We start from the raw sequence: 17,299 nt of genomic DNA, 5'->3' as shown, positions 1-17,299 counted from the left end.
CGGTGCGGAGGCCGCGCCGCCGGCGTGCGGCGGGGCACGTGCGTGCGCGTGCGTATGCCGTCGCTCTCATCGTGCCGCCCCCTTCGCGGACTTGCCGACGACGTCGCCGGCCGCCGGAGTGGCCTTGCCGCCCTCGTAAGTGACGTGCCACAGCGCGGACTTGTCGTCGGAGGTGAAGAACCCGCGGCCGTAGTCGAGGACGTAGAGCGAACCGTCCGGGGCGAACTTCCAGTCCATCAGGTTGCGGATGCCGTCCTCGCCCACCGGGATGATCTTGCGGAGGCTCTCGGCGTGCACCGGCAGCGCGCCCGCCTCGTCGCCGTCGGGCATCACCACGGCGTGCCGGGGCTGTTCGGCGTCGTAGAAGTCGCCGACGAACCACTTGCCGTCCCAGTACGCGGGCCACTTGCCCTTCGAGGCGACCGACTTGTCGAAGCGGTAGACCGGGCCGTCCATGGTGGCCTGGCCGCCGCCCTTGAGCCACGGCAGCAGCAGCTTCTGCTCGTCGAGCTTGTAGCTGGGCACGCCGTTCTCGTCGCGCGGATAGTCGGGGCCGCCGCCCTGCGGCGAGTACCAGATGTTGTTCGGCTGCGCGGGCGGGATGTTCACCAGCCCGTCGTTGTTGGGGGATTCGTTCTTCAGGTGGTCGCAGTCGTACCAGCCCAGCGGCTTCTCCGGGTCCGGCAGGTTGCGGTCGCGGTAGGGCTGCTTGTTGCCCATGCAGTACGGCCAGCCCTGGTTCCCCGCGTGCGTGATGCGGGCGAAGGTGTCGTACTTGGCGGGGCCCCAGGTCGTGCTGGGCTGGCCCGCGTCGGGTCCGACCCAGCCGGCGTACAGGACGTCGGTCTCGGGATCGATGGAGATGCGGGCGGGGTTGCGCACGCCCATCACATAGATCTCACCGCGCGTCTTGCCGCCGCCCTCGTCGCTCTCCTCGCCGGTGAAGAGGTTGCCCTCGGGGAGGGTGTACGTGCCGTCGTCCTCCGGGTGGATGCGCAGGATCTTGCCGTTGAGATTGTTGGTGTTCCCCGCGGTACGCCGGGCGTCGGCGAACGAGACGCCCTTGAAGTCGGGCTCCGGGTTGTTCCCCGAGTAACCGTCGCTGAACTGCGAGGAGTTGTTGTCGCCCGTCGCGATGTAGAGGTTGCGCTCGGAGTCGAAGGCCATGCCGCCGCCCGCGTGGCAGCAACTGTGCACCTGCACGGGCCACTTGAGCAGCACCTTCTCCGAGGACTCGTCCAGCTTCCCGGACGTGGCGTCCACCGTGAAGCGGGAGACGCGGCGCTCGGCCATGTGCGTGTCCCGGTTGAGCTGCGAGTGCGGTGTGTAGTGCAGATACATCCACCCGTTGTCGGCGAAGTCCGGGTCGAGGGCGATGCCCAGCAGGCCCTCCTCGACCTTGACGAGCTCGTCGCCGCCGCCCTTGTTGCCGAACACGGTCAGCGAGCCCACCAGCGAGACCTTCTTCGTCGCCGGGTCGTACACGTGCACCGTGCCCTGACCCTTGCCGATCGCCGGGTCGTCCCAGTCGGTCACCACCGGCGCGTCGGAGTCGCCGCCGCCGCGGCCGATGTAGAAGACACGTCCGTCGTCGGCGGTCGCCATGCCGTGCGGCTCGCCGATCTGGTCGGACTGGCCGGGCTGGTTGGGTGAAGTGACCCGCTCAGCCTTGTAGTTGGCGGTGATGGTGGCCTGGCAGTCGGCACGCGCCAGCCGGGTCGTCCACAGCAGCGCGCCGCGCAGATGCGTGCGGAAGTCGGCCTCCTGGAAGCTGTCGGCGGTGCCGCCCATGCCGGTGTAGAAGGAGCGTCCGCCGTCGTAGTCGCGGCACCAGGAGACGGGGTGGTCCCAGCCCATCGCGCCCTCGCCGGGGTCGTAGCTCCTCTCCCGTACGCGGGCCACTGTGTGCACCGAACCGCTCGGGTTCTCCTTCCAGTTGAGCCACTTGTCGGGGCGCTTCCACTCCACCGGCAGGTCCTTGGTCGCCGGGTTGCGGCGGTCGCCGATCTCGACGGTGGCGCGCTGCGCCTTCTCGGGGCCGCCGGCCGCGGGGCGCGCGCCCACCAGGCCGGAGAACCAGTCGGAGTACGGCTCGGCCTGCGCCGCGCCGTGGATGCCGAGGAAGCCGCCGCCGGCCTCCATGTAGCTCTCCAGGCCCGCCTCCTGCGCCGGGTCGAGGACGTCGCCGCCGCCGGTGAGGAAGACGACGGCGTTGAACCGTCCGAGCCTGTCGGAGGTGAACACCGACGGGTCGGCGGTCGCCGTGATCGTGAAGTGCTGTGCCGCGGGGCCGCTCTGGCCGATCTTCTCGATGGCCTCGATACCGGCGTCGACTGTGGGTGGCTCCTCCCCGGCGGAGGCGTGGAAGACCAGCACGCGGACGTCCTCCCCGCCCGGCGGGCCGGGGAGCCGGAGCTTCGCCGCGTCCGGGTCGGGCGGCGTGCCCGCGGCGGCCGGGCCGCCTCCGAGCAGGGCGGCCGAGAGGACCCCCGCCAGCAGCACCGCGAGCCGCCCGCGCCGGGACACCCGCCGCCACGTGAGTCGTGATCTGCGCAACCCTCTCCGGAGTAAGGGCTTTTGATGCGGTTCAAGCCGCATGACGGATCCACCCCTCTTAAGTCACAGAAACGACGAAGAAGTTAGACCCCTTTCGGTGGAACGCCAAGACCTATGACCGCAATTCAACGAACTTTGTCCTGGATATGGATAAACACTCGCGGTAGCGCTACCGTCCCTCTCGGCTCACCTCAACGCCGGGCAGCACAGGGGGAGTTCAGGCGGGGGATCGGACGTCAGGCCGGGGCAGGGCAGGCCCGGTTCACGCGAGGCGCCGTCGTCCGTCCAGCAGGCAGCAGGCAGCAGGCAGCAGGCAGCAGGCAGTGCAGGAGCAGCCAGTCGCTCGAAGGGAGACCGGTCCCGATGTCCGAGACGTCCCATGGCGGGCTCGCCCGCCGCAGCTTCAGCAGGCGCCTCCTCGCCGGTTCGGCCGCCGCCGCGCTCGCACCCGCCGTCCTCGGCACCGTGGCACCCGCGGCCGCGGCAACTCCCGCCGCCGGCGCGGCCGTCCGCCGTGCAGGACCGGGCGGTGAGGTCCGCCACATGAAGCTCTACGCGCAGAAGCTGGCGGACGACCAGATCGGCTACGGCCTGGAGAAGGGCAAGGCGACCATCCCGGGCCCGCTCGTCGAACTCGTCGAAGGGGACACCCTCCACGTCGAGTTCGAGAACACCACCGACACCACCGTGAGCCTGCACCCCCACGGCGTCGACTACGACAGGGCCAACGACGGCACCAAGATGAACGACAGCGTCGTGGAGCCGGGCGGAACGCGCACCTACACCTGGCGCACCCACGCCCCCGGCAAGCGCAAGGACGGGACGTACCGCCCCGGAAGCGCCGGCTACTGGCACTACCACGACCACATCGTGGGCACCGAGCACGGCACGGGCGGCATCCGCGCGGGCCTCTACGGGCCGCTCGTCGTGCGCAGGGAGGGCGACATCCTTCCGGACAAGCAGTTCACCGTCGTCTTCAACGACATGACCATCAACAACCTGCCCAAGGGGCCCGACTTCAAGATGACCGTGGGCGACCGCGTCGAGATCATCATGATCACGCACGGTGAGTACTACCACACGTTCCACGTGCACGGTCACCGCTGGGCCGACAACCGTACGGGCCTGCTGGAGGGCTTCGGCGACCCCAGCCGGATCGTCGACAACAAGATCACGGGCCCTGCCGACTCGTTCGGGTTCCAGATCATCGCCGGAGAGGAGGCGGGCGCCGGCGCGTGGATGTACCACTGCCACGTGCAGAGCCATTCCGACATGGGCATGGCCGGGCTGCTGCTCGTCGCGAAGCCGGACGGCACGGTCCCCGGCCACGACGGACACCACTGACACCGCCTGAACTGTCCGCGGCGTCTGCGGTGTGCTACGTTGCACGAGTTGCAGTTTTGGTACCCAATACTTTGTGCGCCTGACGGTTGTGACCTTCAGGCGCACTTCTGTTTTCCGGTGTTTCTGGATGGGGTCAGGGCGGCGACGGAGCTCCGCGAGGTGCGGTGCTCCAGTTTTGCCTCACAAGGAGATCGGCATGGCATCCGGCACCGTTAAGTGGTTCAACTCGGAAAAGGGCTTCGGCTTCATCGAGCAGGAGGGCGGCGGCGCCGACGTCTTCGCCCACTACTCGAACATCGCGGGCCAGGGCTACCGCGAGCTCACCGAGGGCCAGAAGGTGAACTTCGACGTCACCCAGGGCCAGAAGGGCCCGCAGGCGGAGAACATCACCCCCGCCTGACGCGAGCACTTCCCCGGACGGGGCCCGCACCACGCGTGCGGGCCCCGTTTCGTGTGCGGTTTCGTGTGCGCGGAATTCCGCGCTCGGAGGACCTCGAACTGCTCGTGACCGATACGCCTAACGCGACGCCCGGCCGTCGCCGCGGGGCGGCGCGACGTAGACGGTGTAGCCGGGCATCTTGCGCAGCTGTGCCGAGGGCCACTCGCGCGCCCAGCTGGGCGGCGGCCGGTGGCCTCGGGTGGTGACGGCCATCGGTTCGTGCCGCATGGCGAGTTGCCGCAGCCCGTTGCCGGTGATGTTCATGTCGTGGCCGTTGGACTGCCGGGACGTGCATCCCGCGTAGTAGCTCATCGGCACCGCGAGCGGGCCCGTGACGGTGCACGGGGCGCGCAGCCCGAGCCGGTGCATCGTGTCGGCGGCCTCCGTCAGCTGACCCGTCATCTTGTGGTTGCGCTCCAGCACCGAGCCCAGCACCTGGTACTGCACGCCGAAGTGGCTGCCCATCAGCAGCGCGGGCAGCAGGATCAGCAGCAGTGGGCGCCGTCCGTTCGGACCCTGCGTGAAGACGCGCCGCACGCACTCGCCGACGGGCATCGCGATCAGCGCGTACGAGGGCAGCAGGAAGCGGGGCGCTGCGTAGCCCATGAGGAACAGGTAGGGGAGGGCGAGCACGACGGCCGTCATGGACGCGAGTACGGCTGTGTCCCTGCGGCCCGCGCGCACGGCCGCGATGATGCCGGCTCCGGCCAGCAGCGGAAGCGCGAACCACCAGACCGCGGTCTGCGGCTCCTCCCAGGCCATGGTGCACGGGCGGCAGAGCATCCGGCCCTGGAGGCTCCGTACGTGGTCGCCGATCGCGATGTTCCACCCCATGCCGCCCTGGATCTCGCTGGCCCGGTGCAGCCGTGCGAAGAGACCCCCGTAGCTCGTGTACGCCTCGACGATCCACGGGCCGGCGCCGGCGACGGCCCCCGCGGCCAGCGCGGCGAAGAGCGAAGGGCGGCGCCAGCCGGGGACGAGCAGCGCGGCGGCGGCGAGCGCGATCACCAGCCAGGCGGCGTCCGGCGGGCGCATCAGCGCCACCACGCCTACGGACGCCGCGAGTCCGGCGAGCGTGCGGTGGCTGTCCTCGCCGCGTGCGGCACGCAGGAAGAAGCCGGCCGCCGCCAGCGACCCGAAGGCGCACCACAGGTTCGGCATGGCCTGCGGCCCGTAGTAGAGGCTGATCCACAGGCCGCCGAAGAGCCCACCGCCCCAGGCGAGCACCGGCGCGGGCAGCAGCCGGCGCCAGACCCACAGGCTGGCCAGCAGCGCGGCCCCGGACAGCACGGCGAGGAAGACGCGCAGCAGCGTCGTGGAGGAGGTGAAGGAGACGAGAGGCGCCACGAGATAGGAGATGCCGCGTGCGCGGGGGGCGCTGAAGTACGCCGCGGGGGCCTGGCCGTCGACCTGGCTGATGTAGACCGATTCGTCCCAGCCGAGGCCGGTGCCCGGAAGCACGAGCACGATCTGTACCAGGGTGTAGAGCGCCGCGACCGTCCCGAGGTGGAGCAGGGGGCGACCGGAGGGTCCGGGCCCGTACTCGGAGAGGCGTTTGAGGCGGTCGGTGACTGGTGCGCTCGGAGCTGCAGGCAGCACGTACATGGCCGAACCTCGTCCCGCTTGTGAAACCTGTGAAACCGGCTGATGAATCTGTGCGCGAGATCTATGCGTAACACCGGATATGTCGGTTTTGCGGTAATGGTTGCCCCGGCCCGGTCACTCACGGGCGGCGCATACGATCGCTCGCATGAGCTCTTCAGCACCGACCGGACGGATAGCTGTCATCGGAGGCGGCGCGATCGGCGGCCTCGTCGCCGCGTTCGCCCAGGAAGCCGGGCTCGACGTGACTCTCTGCCTGCGGGCCCCGCTCGACGAGCTGACCGTGCGCACCGACGGCGAGGTGCTGAGCCCAGCCCTGCGCTTCGTCACCACCCCGGCCGAAGTGGCCGCGCACGACTGGGTCTTCCTCACCACCAAGGCGCAGGACACCGACGGCGCCGCCGGCTGGCTGGAGGCCGTGTGCGGGCCGGGCACCGTCGTCGCCGTCGTCCAGAACGGCATCGACCACACCGAACGGGTCGCGCCGCTGCTGCCGGAGGGCGCCGAAGTGCTGCCGACGCTGGCCTACATGGCCGTCGAGCGGGTCGCGCCCGGCCGGATCGTGCACCATTTCTCCAGCGAACTGCACGTCCCCGAGGGCCCGTCGGCGAAGCGGCTGGAGGACCTGCTCGCGGGCAGCAGGCTCCGCGTGCGAGGCGTCGCGGACTTCCGTACGGCGACCTGGCGCAAGCTGTTCACCAATGTCGCGGCCAATCCGCTGACCGCGCTCCTGGCGCAGCGCATGCGCATCCTGTCCGATCCCGAGATGCGGCAGCGCGCCGAGGAGATCCTGCGCGAGGCGCTCGCCGTCGCACAGGCGGAGGGCGCGCTGCTGGACGAGGAGGACGTGCAGCGCGCGCTGGAGGCGAATCTCGCCGTGGGGCCCGACGGTGGCACGTCCACCTTCTACGACCGGATCGCGGGGCGCCCGATGGAGCACGAGCACATCACCGGCGCGATCGTGCGCACCGCGGACCGGCACGGGCTGGCCGTGCCGCTCAACCGACTGCTGCTGACCATGCTGCGTGCCGCGGACCGCGAGCTGCGGGAGGGCGCGGACCGCGAGGTGCGCGAGAGCTGAGACGCGGCCTGAGACGTGGGCTGAGACGGCGGCCGGGGCGGGACCGGCAGTCCAGTGCCGTGCGTCCGTGCGTCCGTTGCCTCAGGGCGTGCCGCGGCGCGAGCCTCCGTCCAGGCCTCGCAGGCGTTCCATCTCACGCCGGTCGCGCTTCGTCGGGCGTCCCGCGCCGCGGTCCCGGCGTCCGGCGGGTGCGACGGCCTCGCGCGGCGGCGGGGGCGGGCTGTGGTCGGCGTAGCACTCGACCGCCACCGGGGCACCGACCCGCTTGCGGATGACGCGGGAGACCACGACGACGCGCTCGCGCCCCGCGTGCCGTACGCGCACCTGGTCGCCCTGCCGCAACGGATGGGCGGGCTTGACGCGTTCGCCGTTCACCCGCACATGACCGGCACGGCAGGCGGAGGCGGCCATCGAGCGGGTCTTGGTGAGACGCACGGACCAGATCCACACGTCGACCCGTACGGTCCCTGCGTCGTCAGCCATGCCCCGACTCTAGAGCGCCCCGGGGCACCGGGTCAGCGGCGGGAGGACAGGGGCGGGACGGGCGGCAAGGGGGCGGCGTACGGCGTCGGGTCAGGTTTGGCGCCGCACGCCCGCGTGGTACTGGGGCGGGGTGGATTCTCAGCTCACACTCCGGGTCGACGGCGAAGCGCGGTCCCTGACCGTCGACACTCGCACCACACTCCTCGACGTCCTGCGCGACCGGCTCGCCGTCACCTCGCCCAAGAAGGGCTGCGACCACGGTCAGTGCGGCGCCTGCACGGTGCTTCTCGACGGGCGGCGCGTGCTCAGCTGTCTGACGTTCGCCGTCGCACACGACGGGGCCGAGGTGACGACCGCCGCGGGCCTCGCCTCCGCGGACGGCGAACTCCACCCGCTCCAGCAGGCGTTCCTCGACCACGACGGCTTCCAGTGCGGCTACTGCACACCCGGCCAGATCTGCTCGGCGGCCGGAATGCTCGCCGAAGCGGCGGCCGGGCACCCCAGCGCTGTCACCCCGGTGACGGACGGCGGACGCGGCGGTGGCGACGGGGGAGAGGACGCCGGACGTGCGGGGGCAGGCGCCGCCCTCGCGGACGACGAGATCCGCGAGCGCATGAGCGGCAACCTGTGCCGCTGCGGCGCGTACGTCAACATCGTCGCCGCCATCCGGGAGGTGTCCGCGAAGTGATCCCCTTCGACTACGCGCCGGCGTCGGACACGGACAGCGCGGTCGCCACCGTCATGGCACGTCCGGGTGCCGTGTTCCTCGCCGGCGGGACCAACCTCGTCGACCACATGAAGCTGGGCGTCGCCTCTCCCGACCTCCTGATCGACGTGACGGGCCTGCCGCTCGACGGGATCGAGGAGCTGCCCGACGGCGGCGTGCGCATCGGAGCCACCGTCCGCAACAGCGACCTCGCCGCACATCCGCTGGTGCGCGGGCGGTACCCCGTCCTGTCGCAGGCGCTGCTGGCGGGCGCCTCCGGCCAGCTGCGCAACGCCGCGACCACCGCCGGCAACCTGCTCCAGCGCACCCGCTGCGGCTACTTCCAGGACGTGACCACGCCGTGCAACAAGCGCGAACCCGGCACGGGCTGCGCGGCCGTCGGCGGGTGGAACCGGCATCACGCGGTGCTCGGCGCGTCCGAACACTGCCTCGCGGTGCACCCCTCGGACATGGCCGTCGCCATGAGCGCCCTCGACGCGGTGGTGTGCGTGCTCGGCGAGGAGGGCGAACGGCGCATCCCCCTGCGGGAGTTCCACCGGCTTCCCGGAGACAGCCCCGAGCACGACACCGTCCTCGCGCACGGCGAACTGATCACGTCCGTCGAGATCCCGCCGCTGCCCGCGCAGGCCCGCTCCGGATACCGGAAGGTGCGGGAACGCGCCTCGTTCGCGTTCGCGCTGGTCTCCGTCGGCGCCGTCCTCGTCACCGACAAGGAGCGGGTGCGCGAGGCGCGCATCGCCTTCGGCGGTCTCGCGCACAAGCCCTGGCGGGCCGTCCACGCGGAGGAGGCGCTGCGCGGTGCGGCGCCGACGGAAGAGGCGTTCCGTCAGGCCGCGGACGCCGAACTGCGGTACGCGCAGCCCCTGTCCGGCAACGCCTACAAGATCCCGATGACGCGCAACACGCTCGCCGCCCTCCTGCGCGAGCTCGCCACGGAGGAGCGGCGATGAGCCACGCGAACGCCCGCGACACCGCCCGGACCACGGCGACCACTCCGACCACACAGCCCTCCGAGCCGCTGAAGCCGCTCGACGTGCGGTACGTCGGCACGTCGCCGCAGCGCGTGGACGGCAGGCAGAAGGTCACCGGCACGGCCCTCTACGCATGGGAACACCCCCTGCCGGACCCGCTGTTCGTGGCGCCCCTCCAGGCCGCCGTCGCGCGCGGACGGGTCGTGGAGATGGACACCGGGCGGGCGGAGGCGCTCGACGGGGTCCTCGCCGTGCTCACCCCGTACAACGCTCCGCGGCTCGCGGACACGAGCGACGCCGAGCTGGCGGTGCTCCAGTCCGAAGAGGTCGCCTTCCGCGGGCAGTTCGTCGGCGCCGTCGTCGCCGAGACCCCGCAGGTGGCGCGGCAGGCCGCCGACCTCGTCGACGTCGTGTACGAACAGCGGCCGCACGACACGGAGTTGAGGACCGACCGGCCGGACCTTTACCGCCCGGAGACCGTCACGCCCGCCTATCCCGCCGACTCCGAGGACGGCGACGTTGACGCCGCCCTCGCCGCCGCGCCCGTCACGGTCGACGTCACCTACAGCACGCCCATGGAGCACAACAACCCGATGGAGCCGCACACCTGCGTGGCCCTCTGGGAAGGCTCCGATTCCGCGCCGCGGCTGACGCTGTACGACTCCACCCAGGGAGCACACCAGGTCCGTACGGTGCTCGCGCCGGTCTTCGGACTCCCCGCGGAGAGCGTGCGGGTGATCTCGCCGCACGTCGGCGGCGGCTTCGGCTCCAAGGGGATGCCGCACGCGCACAACGTGCTCGCCGTGCTCGCGGCCCGCGTCTGCGAGGGCCGTCCCGTCAAACTGGCGCTCACCCGGCAGCAGATGTTCTCGCTCGTGGGTCACCGCACCCCCACGGTGCAGCGCGTACGGCTCGGCGCGGACACCCGTGGACGGCTGACGGCCCTCTGCCACGACGTCGTCGAACAGACCTCGCGCATCAAGGAGTTCGCGGAGCAGACGGCGGTGCACGCCCGCACGATGTACGCCGCCGACAACCGCCGCACCAGCCACCGGCTGGCCGCTCTCGACATCCCCGTGCCGTCGTGGATGCGTGCGCCCGGCGAGGCTCCCGGGATGCTCGCGTCGGAGGCCGCGATGGACGAACTCGCCGTCGCCTGCGGCCTCGACCCCATCGAGCTGCGCGTGCGCAACGACCCCGAGACGGACCCCGAGACCGGGAGGCCATGGTCCGGGCGCCACCTCGTGCAGTGCCTGCGCACCGGCGCCGAGCGCTTCGGCTGGGACCGGCGCACCGCGCCGGGCACCCGGCGCGAGGGTGACTGGTTCGTCGGCCTCGGCGTCGCGAGCTCCACCTACCCCGCGTACACGTTGCCGGGGTCCGTGGCCGAGATCGAGCGCCGCGCGGGCGGCGCCGGCGGACCCGACGGGTACGCGGTACGCATCGGAGCCGCCGACCTGGGAACCGGCACCTGGACCGCGCTCACTCAGATCGCCGCCGACGCTCTCAACTGCTCTTTCGGGGAAGTGCACTTGGAGATCGGCGACACGGACCTGCCGGCCGCAAGCGTCGCCGGCGGCTCCTCCGGCATCAACACCTGGGGCTCCACGGTCGTGGCCGCGTCACGGGCCTTCCGGGAGGAGCACGGCGACGATCCCGCCCCCGGGACGCGGACCCGTGCCGCCACGCCCTCCGACCCCGATCTGCCGAACTACGCCGCGCACTCCTACGGGGCGCAGTTCGCCGAGGTCCGCGTGCACGCCGGCACCGGGGAGATCCGGGTGCCGCGCATGCTGGGCGTCTTCTCCGCGGGACGCATCATCAACCCCCGTACCGCACGCTCCCAGTTCATCGGCGGGATGGTCATGGGGATGTCGATGGCGCGGTTCGAGGAGAGCGTCTTCGACCACGGCACGGGCCACGTCATCAATCACGACTTCGCGCAGTACCACGTCCCCACCAACGCGGACGTCCTCGACGTCGACGCCGTGTGGCTGGACGAGCCCGATCCGCACGCCAACCCCATGGGAGCCAAGGGCATCGGCGAGATCGGCATCACGGGTTCGCCGGCGGCGGTGGTCAACGCCGTGTACAACGCCACCGGGATCCGCGTCCGCGATCTGCCGGTGACTCCGGACAAGATGCTCCGGGCCTGAAACGTTATGACCGGGCCGGTCGCGTGGTGCGGTCCGGTGCCGCGAAGTGCCGTGCGGCGCACGGCGGTTGGTGTGCGCGGCGTGTTCGGGATTCGTGTCCGTGATGTGCCGGTGACTCCTGACAAGGTGTTCCGGTCCTGAAACGGTGCGGCTGGGCAGGGAAGGATGGGGCTGGGCCGGGAACGGGCGGGGAGGTCCGGCCGGTACTTGCCGGTCACACACGATTCACCACTGCCGCCCCCCGGCAGGTGTGACTGCGGGTATCTTGCGGAACATGCCCCCGGAACAGACCGGTCCGCTCGACGCGGAGGCCGCACCGCCCCCACCGTCCGGGTACCAGCTCAAGGCGATCGTCTTCGACGTCAACGAGACGCTCAGCGACATGACGCCGCTGCGCGGCCGTTTCGAGGACGTGGGCGCGCCCGCGGAGCTCATGCCCACGTGGTTCGCCGGAGTGCTGCGCGACGGCTTCGCGCTCGCCGCCGCCGGTGCCTACGCGGACTTCGCGGACATCGCGCGCGACCAGCTGTGCGTACTGCTCACCGCCCTCGACGGCCGCGCCCAGGGGGAGGCGGCCGAGGCCGCCCGGCACGTCCTGGAGGGAATGGACGAGCTGCCGGTGCACCCCGACGTCGCGGGCGGCGTCCACGCGCTGCGCGGCGCAGGGTACCGCCTGGTGACCATGACCAACGGCTCGCCCGAGATGACCGACGGGCTGCTCAAACGCGCCGGAGTGCGCGACCAGTTCGACGCCCTGCTGAGCGTGAGCGGGCCGCGCTGCTGGAAGCCCGCCCCCGACGCCTACCGGTACGCGGTGCGCAGAGCTGGCGTACGGCCGGGGGAGGCCCTGCTGGTCGCCGTGCACCCGTGGGACGTGGACGGCGCGCAGCGCGCCGGGCTGGCCGGTGCGTGGCTGCGGCGCGGCGCGGCGCACTACCCGGAGACCATGTCGCGGCCCAAGTGGATCGCGGAGGACCTGGAGGAGCTCGCGGAGGCGCTGGCCTCCCGCGGCACCGGCACCGGCACCGGCGCGGGCACCGGCACCGGCCAGGGCTGAGGCCCGGGGGCCGGGCCCTTGACACGCAGATCCGTTGCTGGATTACTGGACCGCGCCGCAGTGGTGACCGAATGGTCGGTCGGTGGAGCGAGTACGAGAGCGTGGAACGCATGACGCAAGCCATGAGCGACGGGTCGGCGCAGGCGATGTTCGCCGCGGACGAGGCGTCCAGGGCCCTCGGCATCACGCTGCTGGAGGCCGCGGAGGGCGCCGCGAAGCTGCGCATGACGGTGACGCCGGCCATGGTCAACGGCCACGGCATCGCGCACGGCGGCTATCTCTTCCTCTTCGCCGACACCGCCTTCGCCTGCGCCTGCAACAGCCACGGCCCGGTCACCGTCGCCTCCGGCGCCGACATCTCCTTCGTCAGGCCGGCCAGGGAGGGCGATACGCTCACGGCCCTCGCCGAGGAGCGCACCACGTACGGCCGCAGCGGGATCTACGACGTGAGCGTCCTGCGCGACGGCGAGGTCATCGCCGAGTTCCGCGGCCGCAGCCGCACCGTAGGGCGCGTGGAGGGTTCCCCATGACGATGAGCGAGACGCCCGAGTCCGCCGGGGCCGGAGAAGTGCTGGACGCGGGCGAGCGGATGGGCGGCGAGGAACTGCGCGCGTACCAACTGACGCGGCTGCGGCGCACCCTGCGTACCGCCTACGACCAAGTCGAGCTGTACAGAAGGAAGTTCGACGAGGCGGGGGTGCGTCCGGAGGACTGCCGCACCCTGGAGGACCTCGCACGCTTCCCCTTCACCACCAAGGCGGACCTGCGGGAGACCTATCCGTTCGGGATGTTCGCGGTGCCCATGTCCGAGGTGCGCCGCATCCACGCCTCCAGCGGCACCACAGGGAGTCCCACCGTGGTGGGGTACACCGAGGCCGACATCTCCATGTGGGCCGACATGGTGGCCCGTTCCATCCGCGCGGCCGGCGGGCGTCCCGGCCACAAGGTCCATGTCGCGTACGGATACGGGCTGTTCACCGGCGGGCTCGGCGCGCACTACGGGGCGGAGCGCGCCGGCTGCACCGTCATCCCCGTCTCCGGCGGCATGACCGCACGCCAGGTGCAGCTCATCCAGGACTTCCGGCCCGAGATCATCATGGTCACCCCGTCCTACATGCTCACGCTGCTCGACGAGTTCGAGCGGCAGGGCGTCGACCCTCGCGGCACCTCCCTGCGTACGGGCATCTTCGGCGCCGAGCCGTGGACCGAGGGGATGCGCGCGGAGATCGAGGAGCGCTTCGGCATCGACGCCGTCGACATCTACGGGCTGTCGGAGGTGATAGGCCCCGGCGTCGCGCAGGAGTGCGTGGAGACCAAGGACGGCCTGCACATCTGGGAGGACCAGTTCTACCCGGAGATCGTCGACCCCGTCACCGACGAGGTCCAGGAGCCGGGCGCGGAGGGCGAGTTGCTCTTCACCTCGCTCACCAAGGAGGCCATGCCGGTCATCCGCTACCGCACCCGCGATCTGACGCGGCTGCTGCCGGGCACCGCGCGCCCCGCCTTCCGCCGCATGGAGAAGGTCACCCGTCGCTGCGACGACATGATCATCCTGCGCGGCGTCAACATCTTCCCCAGCCAGGTCGAGGAGATACTGCTGCGCACTCCCGGCCTCGCGCCCCACTTCCAGCTGCGGCTGGGCACGCGCGCACGCCTGGACCACATGACGGTGCGCGTCGAGGCCCGGCCGGGCACCGCTCCCCAGGAGCGCGAGGCCGCGGCGCTGTCGGTCGCCGGGGCCGTCAAGGACGGCATCGGGCTCACCGTCGAGGTCGAGATCGCCGAGCCGGACACGCTGGAGCGCTCCGTGGGCAAGATCCGCCGCGTCGTCGACGAGCGCTCACGGGGCTGACGGCTCCGGCGGGACGGACGGGCCCGGGTCCCCGCGGTCGTCCCGCGCGCCGAAGTTGCGCGTCGTGAACTGGGCGTTGGCGATGAGGAATCCGCCGTCCACGGGATACGACTGGCCGGTGGTGTAGGCGGCTGCGTCCGAGGCGAGCCAGGCGACGAGGGAGGCGACCTCGCGTGGGTCGCCGGGGCGCGCCACGGGCAGCGCGGGGCGGTGCAGGGTGTGGACGTCGGCGTCCTCCAGGCCCGACATCCTGGTCGCGATGAGCCCCGGGGCGACGGCGTTCACGGTGATCCCGTGCCCGGCCAGCTCCAGCGCCATCGACTTCGTCAGCCCGCCCAGACCGTGCTTCGCCGTGTTGTACGCGGCGGACGACGGGAGCGGCGTGTGCTCGTGCACGGACGTGACGTTGACGATGCGGCCTCCGTGCCCCTGGCCGATCATCCGGCGGGCGGCGGACTGGCTCAGCAGGAACGGTCCCTCCAGGTCCACCCGCATCACATGCCGGAAGTCGTCGAAGCCCATCTCGGTGAACGGTGCCGCCCGGTTGTCGCCGGCCGCGTTGACGAGGACGTCCAACCGGCCGAAGGCGTCGGCGAATTCGTCGATCACGGCCTCCGGGCCCGGCAGCCGCGTCAGGTCCAGAGGGCGCACCTCCGCGCGGCGTCCGTGGGCGCGCACCTGGTCCGCGGTGCGGTGCGCCTCCGCCTCGTCCCGGAACCAGGTCACGCCGATGTCGAAGCCGTCGCGCGCCAGCGCCACGGCCGTCGCCCTGCCGATGCCGGACTCCGAGCCGGTGACGACGGCGACCTTGCGGCCGGCGGCTGCCGGGCCTTCCCGGCCTTCCGGGGCTACGGGGCCTGCCGGGTCTGCGGGGCCGTTGGTGCGGTGGTCGTCCATGTGTTGCCGCTCCTCGTCTTCCGCGGTCTTCCGGGGCGTCGTGCACCGGGTCCCATCGGGGTCACACCTGTCCGTCGGATCCACCGAGGGCTCCGGTGGCGTCGCCGATGCTGAAAGGGTGCCCCGTGCGGGCCGCGTGGATCACACCGCCTGGACGTGGACGCGACCGCGTGGATCAGGCCGCGGCCTCCAGGCTCAGCAGCGTCCGCTTCGCCTCGGCCCCTCCGGCGTAGCCGCCCGTCGAGCCGTCCGAGCGCACCACCCTGTGGCACGGCACGACGACCGGCAGCGGGTTGGTCGCACACGCGGTGCCGACGGCGCGGACCGCTCGCGGGCTGCCCGCCGCAGCGGCGATCCGGGCATAGCTCTCGGTGCGGCCGTAGCCGATGTCCGGAAGGCACTTGATCACCTCGCGCCGGAACCCCTTCGTCAGCCGCAGATCCAGGGGGAGTTCGAAGCTCGTACGTCGCCCCTCGAAGTACTCCTCGATCTGCCGCGCAGCCTGCGCCAGCCGCCCGGGCGCCCTCAGCACGCGCGGGCTGACACGCTCGGCGAGGTCCGTCAGCACGGCGGCGTGGTCCTGGACGTCGTACGCCACACGCACCAGGCCCGCCTCCGTGGCGGCGAGCAGCAGCGACCCGACGGGCGTCTCCAGCGTGCGGTAGGCCACGTCCAGCAGCCCGTCGCGCTGGGCGCCGTCGACCAGACGGGCGTGGAGGCGGTCCTGTGCCGCAGTGTCCGTGACGGGCAGTCGCGCGAACAGCTCGTGGTTGTGGTCGTCGTCGCCGTTGTGGTGGTGGTCGCGTTCGCCGGAGTCGGCTCCGGACGCACCGGCAGCGGGGATCGTCATCGTCTCTCGCCTCTCTCCTCCATGCCGTCTTGCAGGGTCTTGCGCAGGGACTTGATGCCGTCGGCCGCGGCCCTGCGCGCCGCGTCCGTGGTGCCGCCCGTGATGGCGGCGATCTCCTTGTAGGGCAGTCCGGCCAGGTGGTGGTAGGCGATCGCGGTGCGCTGACGCCGTGGCAGCGCCTTCAGCGCGTCCCACAGGTCGCCCTCCCACAGGCCGCCGTCGCGCTCCCACTCCGGCGGCTGCCCGTGCGGGCCGGACGCTCCGGGCTCCGGGACCTCGGCGACCGCGACCGGCCGGCGCGAGCCGGCACGTGCCGCGTCGATGGCCTTGCGGTGCGCGATCGTCACCAGCCATGCCTCGACGCGGGCGTCCTCCGGCAGCCGTGGATACGCCTTCAGCGCGGCGAGGAACGTCTCCGACCAGGCGTCCTCGGCGTCCACCGGGCCGACGACGGCCCGGCAGACCCGCAGCACCATGGGCCCGTACTCGGTGACGATCTGCTCGAAAGGTCTCAAGGTCTCACTCACACCCCGTAGGCGGAATCACGGCCGGGCGGTGGCAGGCCGGCCCTGCCGCGAGCCAGGTCCCTGGGGAGGAACCGCGTGCTCGGAAGGTCGCGTGCTCGGAAGGGCCGCGTGCTCAGAAGAGCCGGGCCGTCCGCGTCACCGATGCCGCGCCCTCCAACTCCAGCAGGAACCGCTTGCGTTCCAGTCCGCCCGCGTAGCCCGTCAGCGCTCCGTCGGCACCCACCACTCGGTGGCAGGGCACGATCACCGACAGCGGATTGCGGCCGTTCGCGGCGCCGACCGCCTGGGCGAGCGCCGGATCGCCCAGCTCGCGGGCGAGCAGGCCGTACGAGCGGGTCTCGCCGTACGGGATCTGCCTCAGCAGCTGCCACACACGCTGCTGGAAGGGCTCGCCCCGTGGTGCGAGCGGAAGGTCGAAGTGGCGGCGCTCTCCCGCGAAGTACTCGTCGAGTTGCTGCCGCGCCTGGCGGAACGCCCCGTCGTCGCGCGGCCCGATTTCGTCCGGGGACGGACCGCGCAGATGGCCCTCGAAGTAGACGCCGGCCAGCGCGGCGCCGTCGCCGACGAGGGTCAGCTCGCCCAGCGGTGATCCGACGACGGTGTGCCTGATGTGGCCGCTGTCCGCCGAGTTTCCGGCGCCTTCGCCGCCCTTCGCGCCGGTCCGGGTGGTCCCGTGGGCCGCGCCCGCCGGGACGGTGGCGCCGTGCCCGGCCGCCTGTGTGTCTGCCGTCATGGCCCCGCTCCTTTCCCTGTTCCG

General features: G+C 71.8%; 16 protein-coding genes. 9 read left to right on the top strand and 7 right to left on the bottom strand.

Features of this window, described 5'->3' with window-relative positions; genetic code table 11:
• Window positions 1-66: 66 nt before the first annotated feature.
• Window positions 67-2,598: a ThuA domain-containing protein gene (locus QQM67_RS13820; protein ID WP_399066555.1), complete on the bottom strand. Its 2,532-nt coding sequence runs from the start codon at window positions 2,596-2,598 to the stop codon at window positions 67-69.
• A gap of 321 nt (window positions 2,599-2,919) precedes the next feature.
• Here QQM67_RS13820 and QQM67_RS13815 point away from each other — a divergent pair, with 321 nt between their 5' ends.
• On the top strand, window positions 2,920-3,900 hold the full coding sequence (locus QQM67_RS13815) for a multicopper oxidase domain-containing protein (protein WP_314174092.1): 981 nt from the start codon (window positions 2,920-2,922) through the stop codon (window positions 3,898-3,900).
• 196 nt (window positions 3,901-4,096) lie between these two features.
• Window positions 4,097-4,300: a cold-shock protein gene (locus QQM67_RS13810; protein ID WP_070009937.1), complete on the top strand. Its 204-nt coding sequence runs from the start codon at window positions 4,097-4,099 to the stop codon at window positions 4,298-4,300.
• A 117-nt stretch (window positions 4,301-4,417) separates the two neighbouring features.
• On the opposite strand, the gene QQM67_RS13805 is transcribed toward QQM67_RS13810, so the two are convergent.
• Complete coding sequence (locus QQM67_RS13805) at window positions 4,418-5,938, bottom strand: hypothetical protein (protein ID WP_314174089.1); 1,521 nt, start codon at window positions 5,936-5,938, stop codon at window positions 4,418-4,420.
• Window positions 5,939-6,089: 151 nt separating this feature from the next.
• Here QQM67_RS13805 and QQM67_RS13800 point away from each other — a divergent pair, with 151 nt between their 5' ends.
• Window positions 6,090-7,022, top strand: coding sequence for a 2-dehydropantoate 2-reductase (locus QQM67_RS13800; protein ID WP_314174088.1), 933 nt, complete (start codon window positions 6,090-6,092; stop codon window positions 7,020-7,022).
• 81 nt (window positions 7,023-7,103) lie between these two features.
• Here the strand turns inward: QQM67_RS13800 and QQM67_RS13795 are convergent, their stop codons facing one another.
• Window positions 7,104-7,505, bottom strand: a complete 402-nt coding sequence (locus tag QQM67_RS13795; RefSeq protein WP_314174087.1) for an RNA-binding S4 domain-containing protein — start codon at window positions 7,503-7,505, stop codon at window positions 7,104-7,106.
• Between the two features lie 130 nt (window positions 7,506-7,635).
• On the opposite strand from QQM67_RS13795, the gene QQM67_RS13790 reads away from it, so the two are divergent.
• The 6 genes from QQM67_RS13790 to paaK all read left to right on the top strand — a co-directional run bounded on the left by QQM67_RS13790 (window position 7,636) and on the right by paaK (window position 14,268).
• Window positions 7,636-8,193 carry a (2Fe-2S)-binding protein gene (locus QQM67_RS13790; protein WP_314174085.1) on the top strand — a complete coding sequence of 186 codons (558 nt, stop codon included), beginning with the start codon at window positions 7,636-7,638 and terminating at the stop codon, window positions 8,191-8,193.
• Entirely contained in the window at window positions 8,190-9,182 is a 993-nt protein-coding gene (locus QQM67_RS13785) for an FAD binding domain-containing protein (RefSeq protein ID WP_314174083.1), read from the top strand. Before QQM67_RS13790 ends, QQM67_RS13785 begins: the two co-directional genes overlap by 4 nt.
• Entirely contained in the window at window positions 9,179-11,359 is a 2,181-nt protein-coding gene (locus QQM67_RS13780) for a xanthine dehydrogenase family protein molybdopterin-binding subunit (RefSeq protein ID WP_314174082.1), read from the top strand. The genes QQM67_RS13785 and QQM67_RS13780 overlap by 4 nt, the downstream gene beginning before the upstream one ends.
• A 274-nt stretch (window positions 11,360-11,633) precedes the next feature.
• On the top strand, window positions 11,634-12,416 hold the full coding sequence (locus QQM67_RS13775; protein ID WP_314174081.1) for a haloacid dehalogenase type II: 783 nt from the start codon (window positions 11,634-11,636) through the stop codon (window positions 12,414-12,416).
• A gap of 110 nt (window positions 12,417-12,526) precedes the next feature.
• Window positions 12,527-12,946, top strand: a complete 420-nt coding sequence (paaI, locus tag QQM67_RS13770) for a hydroxyphenylacetyl-CoA thioesterase PaaI (RefSeq protein ID WP_314174080.1) — start codon at window positions 12,527-12,529, stop codon at window positions 12,944-12,946.
• Entirely contained in the window at window positions 12,943-14,268 is a 1,326-nt protein-coding gene (gene paaK, locus QQM67_RS13765) for a phenylacetate--CoA ligase PaaK (protein ID WP_314174079.1), read from the top strand. Before paaI ends, paaK begins: the two co-directional genes overlap by 4 nt.
• Here the strand turns inward: paaK and QQM67_RS13760 are convergent.
• From QQM67_RS13760 to QQM67_RS13745, 4 genes are all read right to left on the bottom strand, one after another.
• Window positions 14,257-15,165: an SDR family oxidoreductase gene (locus QQM67_RS13760; RefSeq protein WP_314174077.1), complete on the bottom strand. Its 909-nt coding sequence runs from the start codon at window positions 15,163-15,165 to the stop codon at window positions 14,257-14,259. The two genes, paaK and QQM67_RS13760, sit on opposite strands and share 12 nt — an antisense overlap.
• A 175-nt stretch (window positions 15,166-15,340) precedes the next feature.
• Window positions 15,341-16,015, bottom strand: a complete 675-nt coding sequence (locus QQM67_RS13755) for a methylated-DNA--[protein]-cysteine S-methyltransferase (protein WP_314174076.1) — start codon at window positions 16,013-16,015, stop codon at window positions 15,341-15,343.
• Entirely contained in the window at window positions 16,012-16,542 is a 531-nt protein-coding gene (locus QQM67_RS13750) for an RNA polymerase sigma factor (RefSeq protein WP_314174075.1), read from the bottom strand. Before QQM67_RS13750 ends, QQM67_RS13755 begins: the two co-directional genes overlap by 4 nt.
• A 112-nt stretch (window positions 16,543-16,654) precedes the next feature.
• A complete protein-coding gene (locus QQM67_RS13745) occupies window positions 16,655-17,275 on the bottom strand; it encodes a methylated-DNA--[protein]-cysteine S-methyltransferase (RefSeq protein WP_314174074.1) in 621 nt (206 codons plus the stop codon).
• Between the last annotated feature and the right edge of the window lie 24 nt (window positions 17,276-17,299).

The sequence above is a fragment of the Streptomyces winkii genome (assembly GCF_032248595.1).
GTDB classification, from domain to species: Bacteria; Actinomycetota; Actinomycetes; order Streptomycetales; family Streptomycetaceae; genus Streptomyces; species Streptomyces winkii.
The sequence above is the reverse complement of the archived record's forward strand: the minus strand, read 5'-3'. Positions and strand labels throughout refer to the sequence as shown.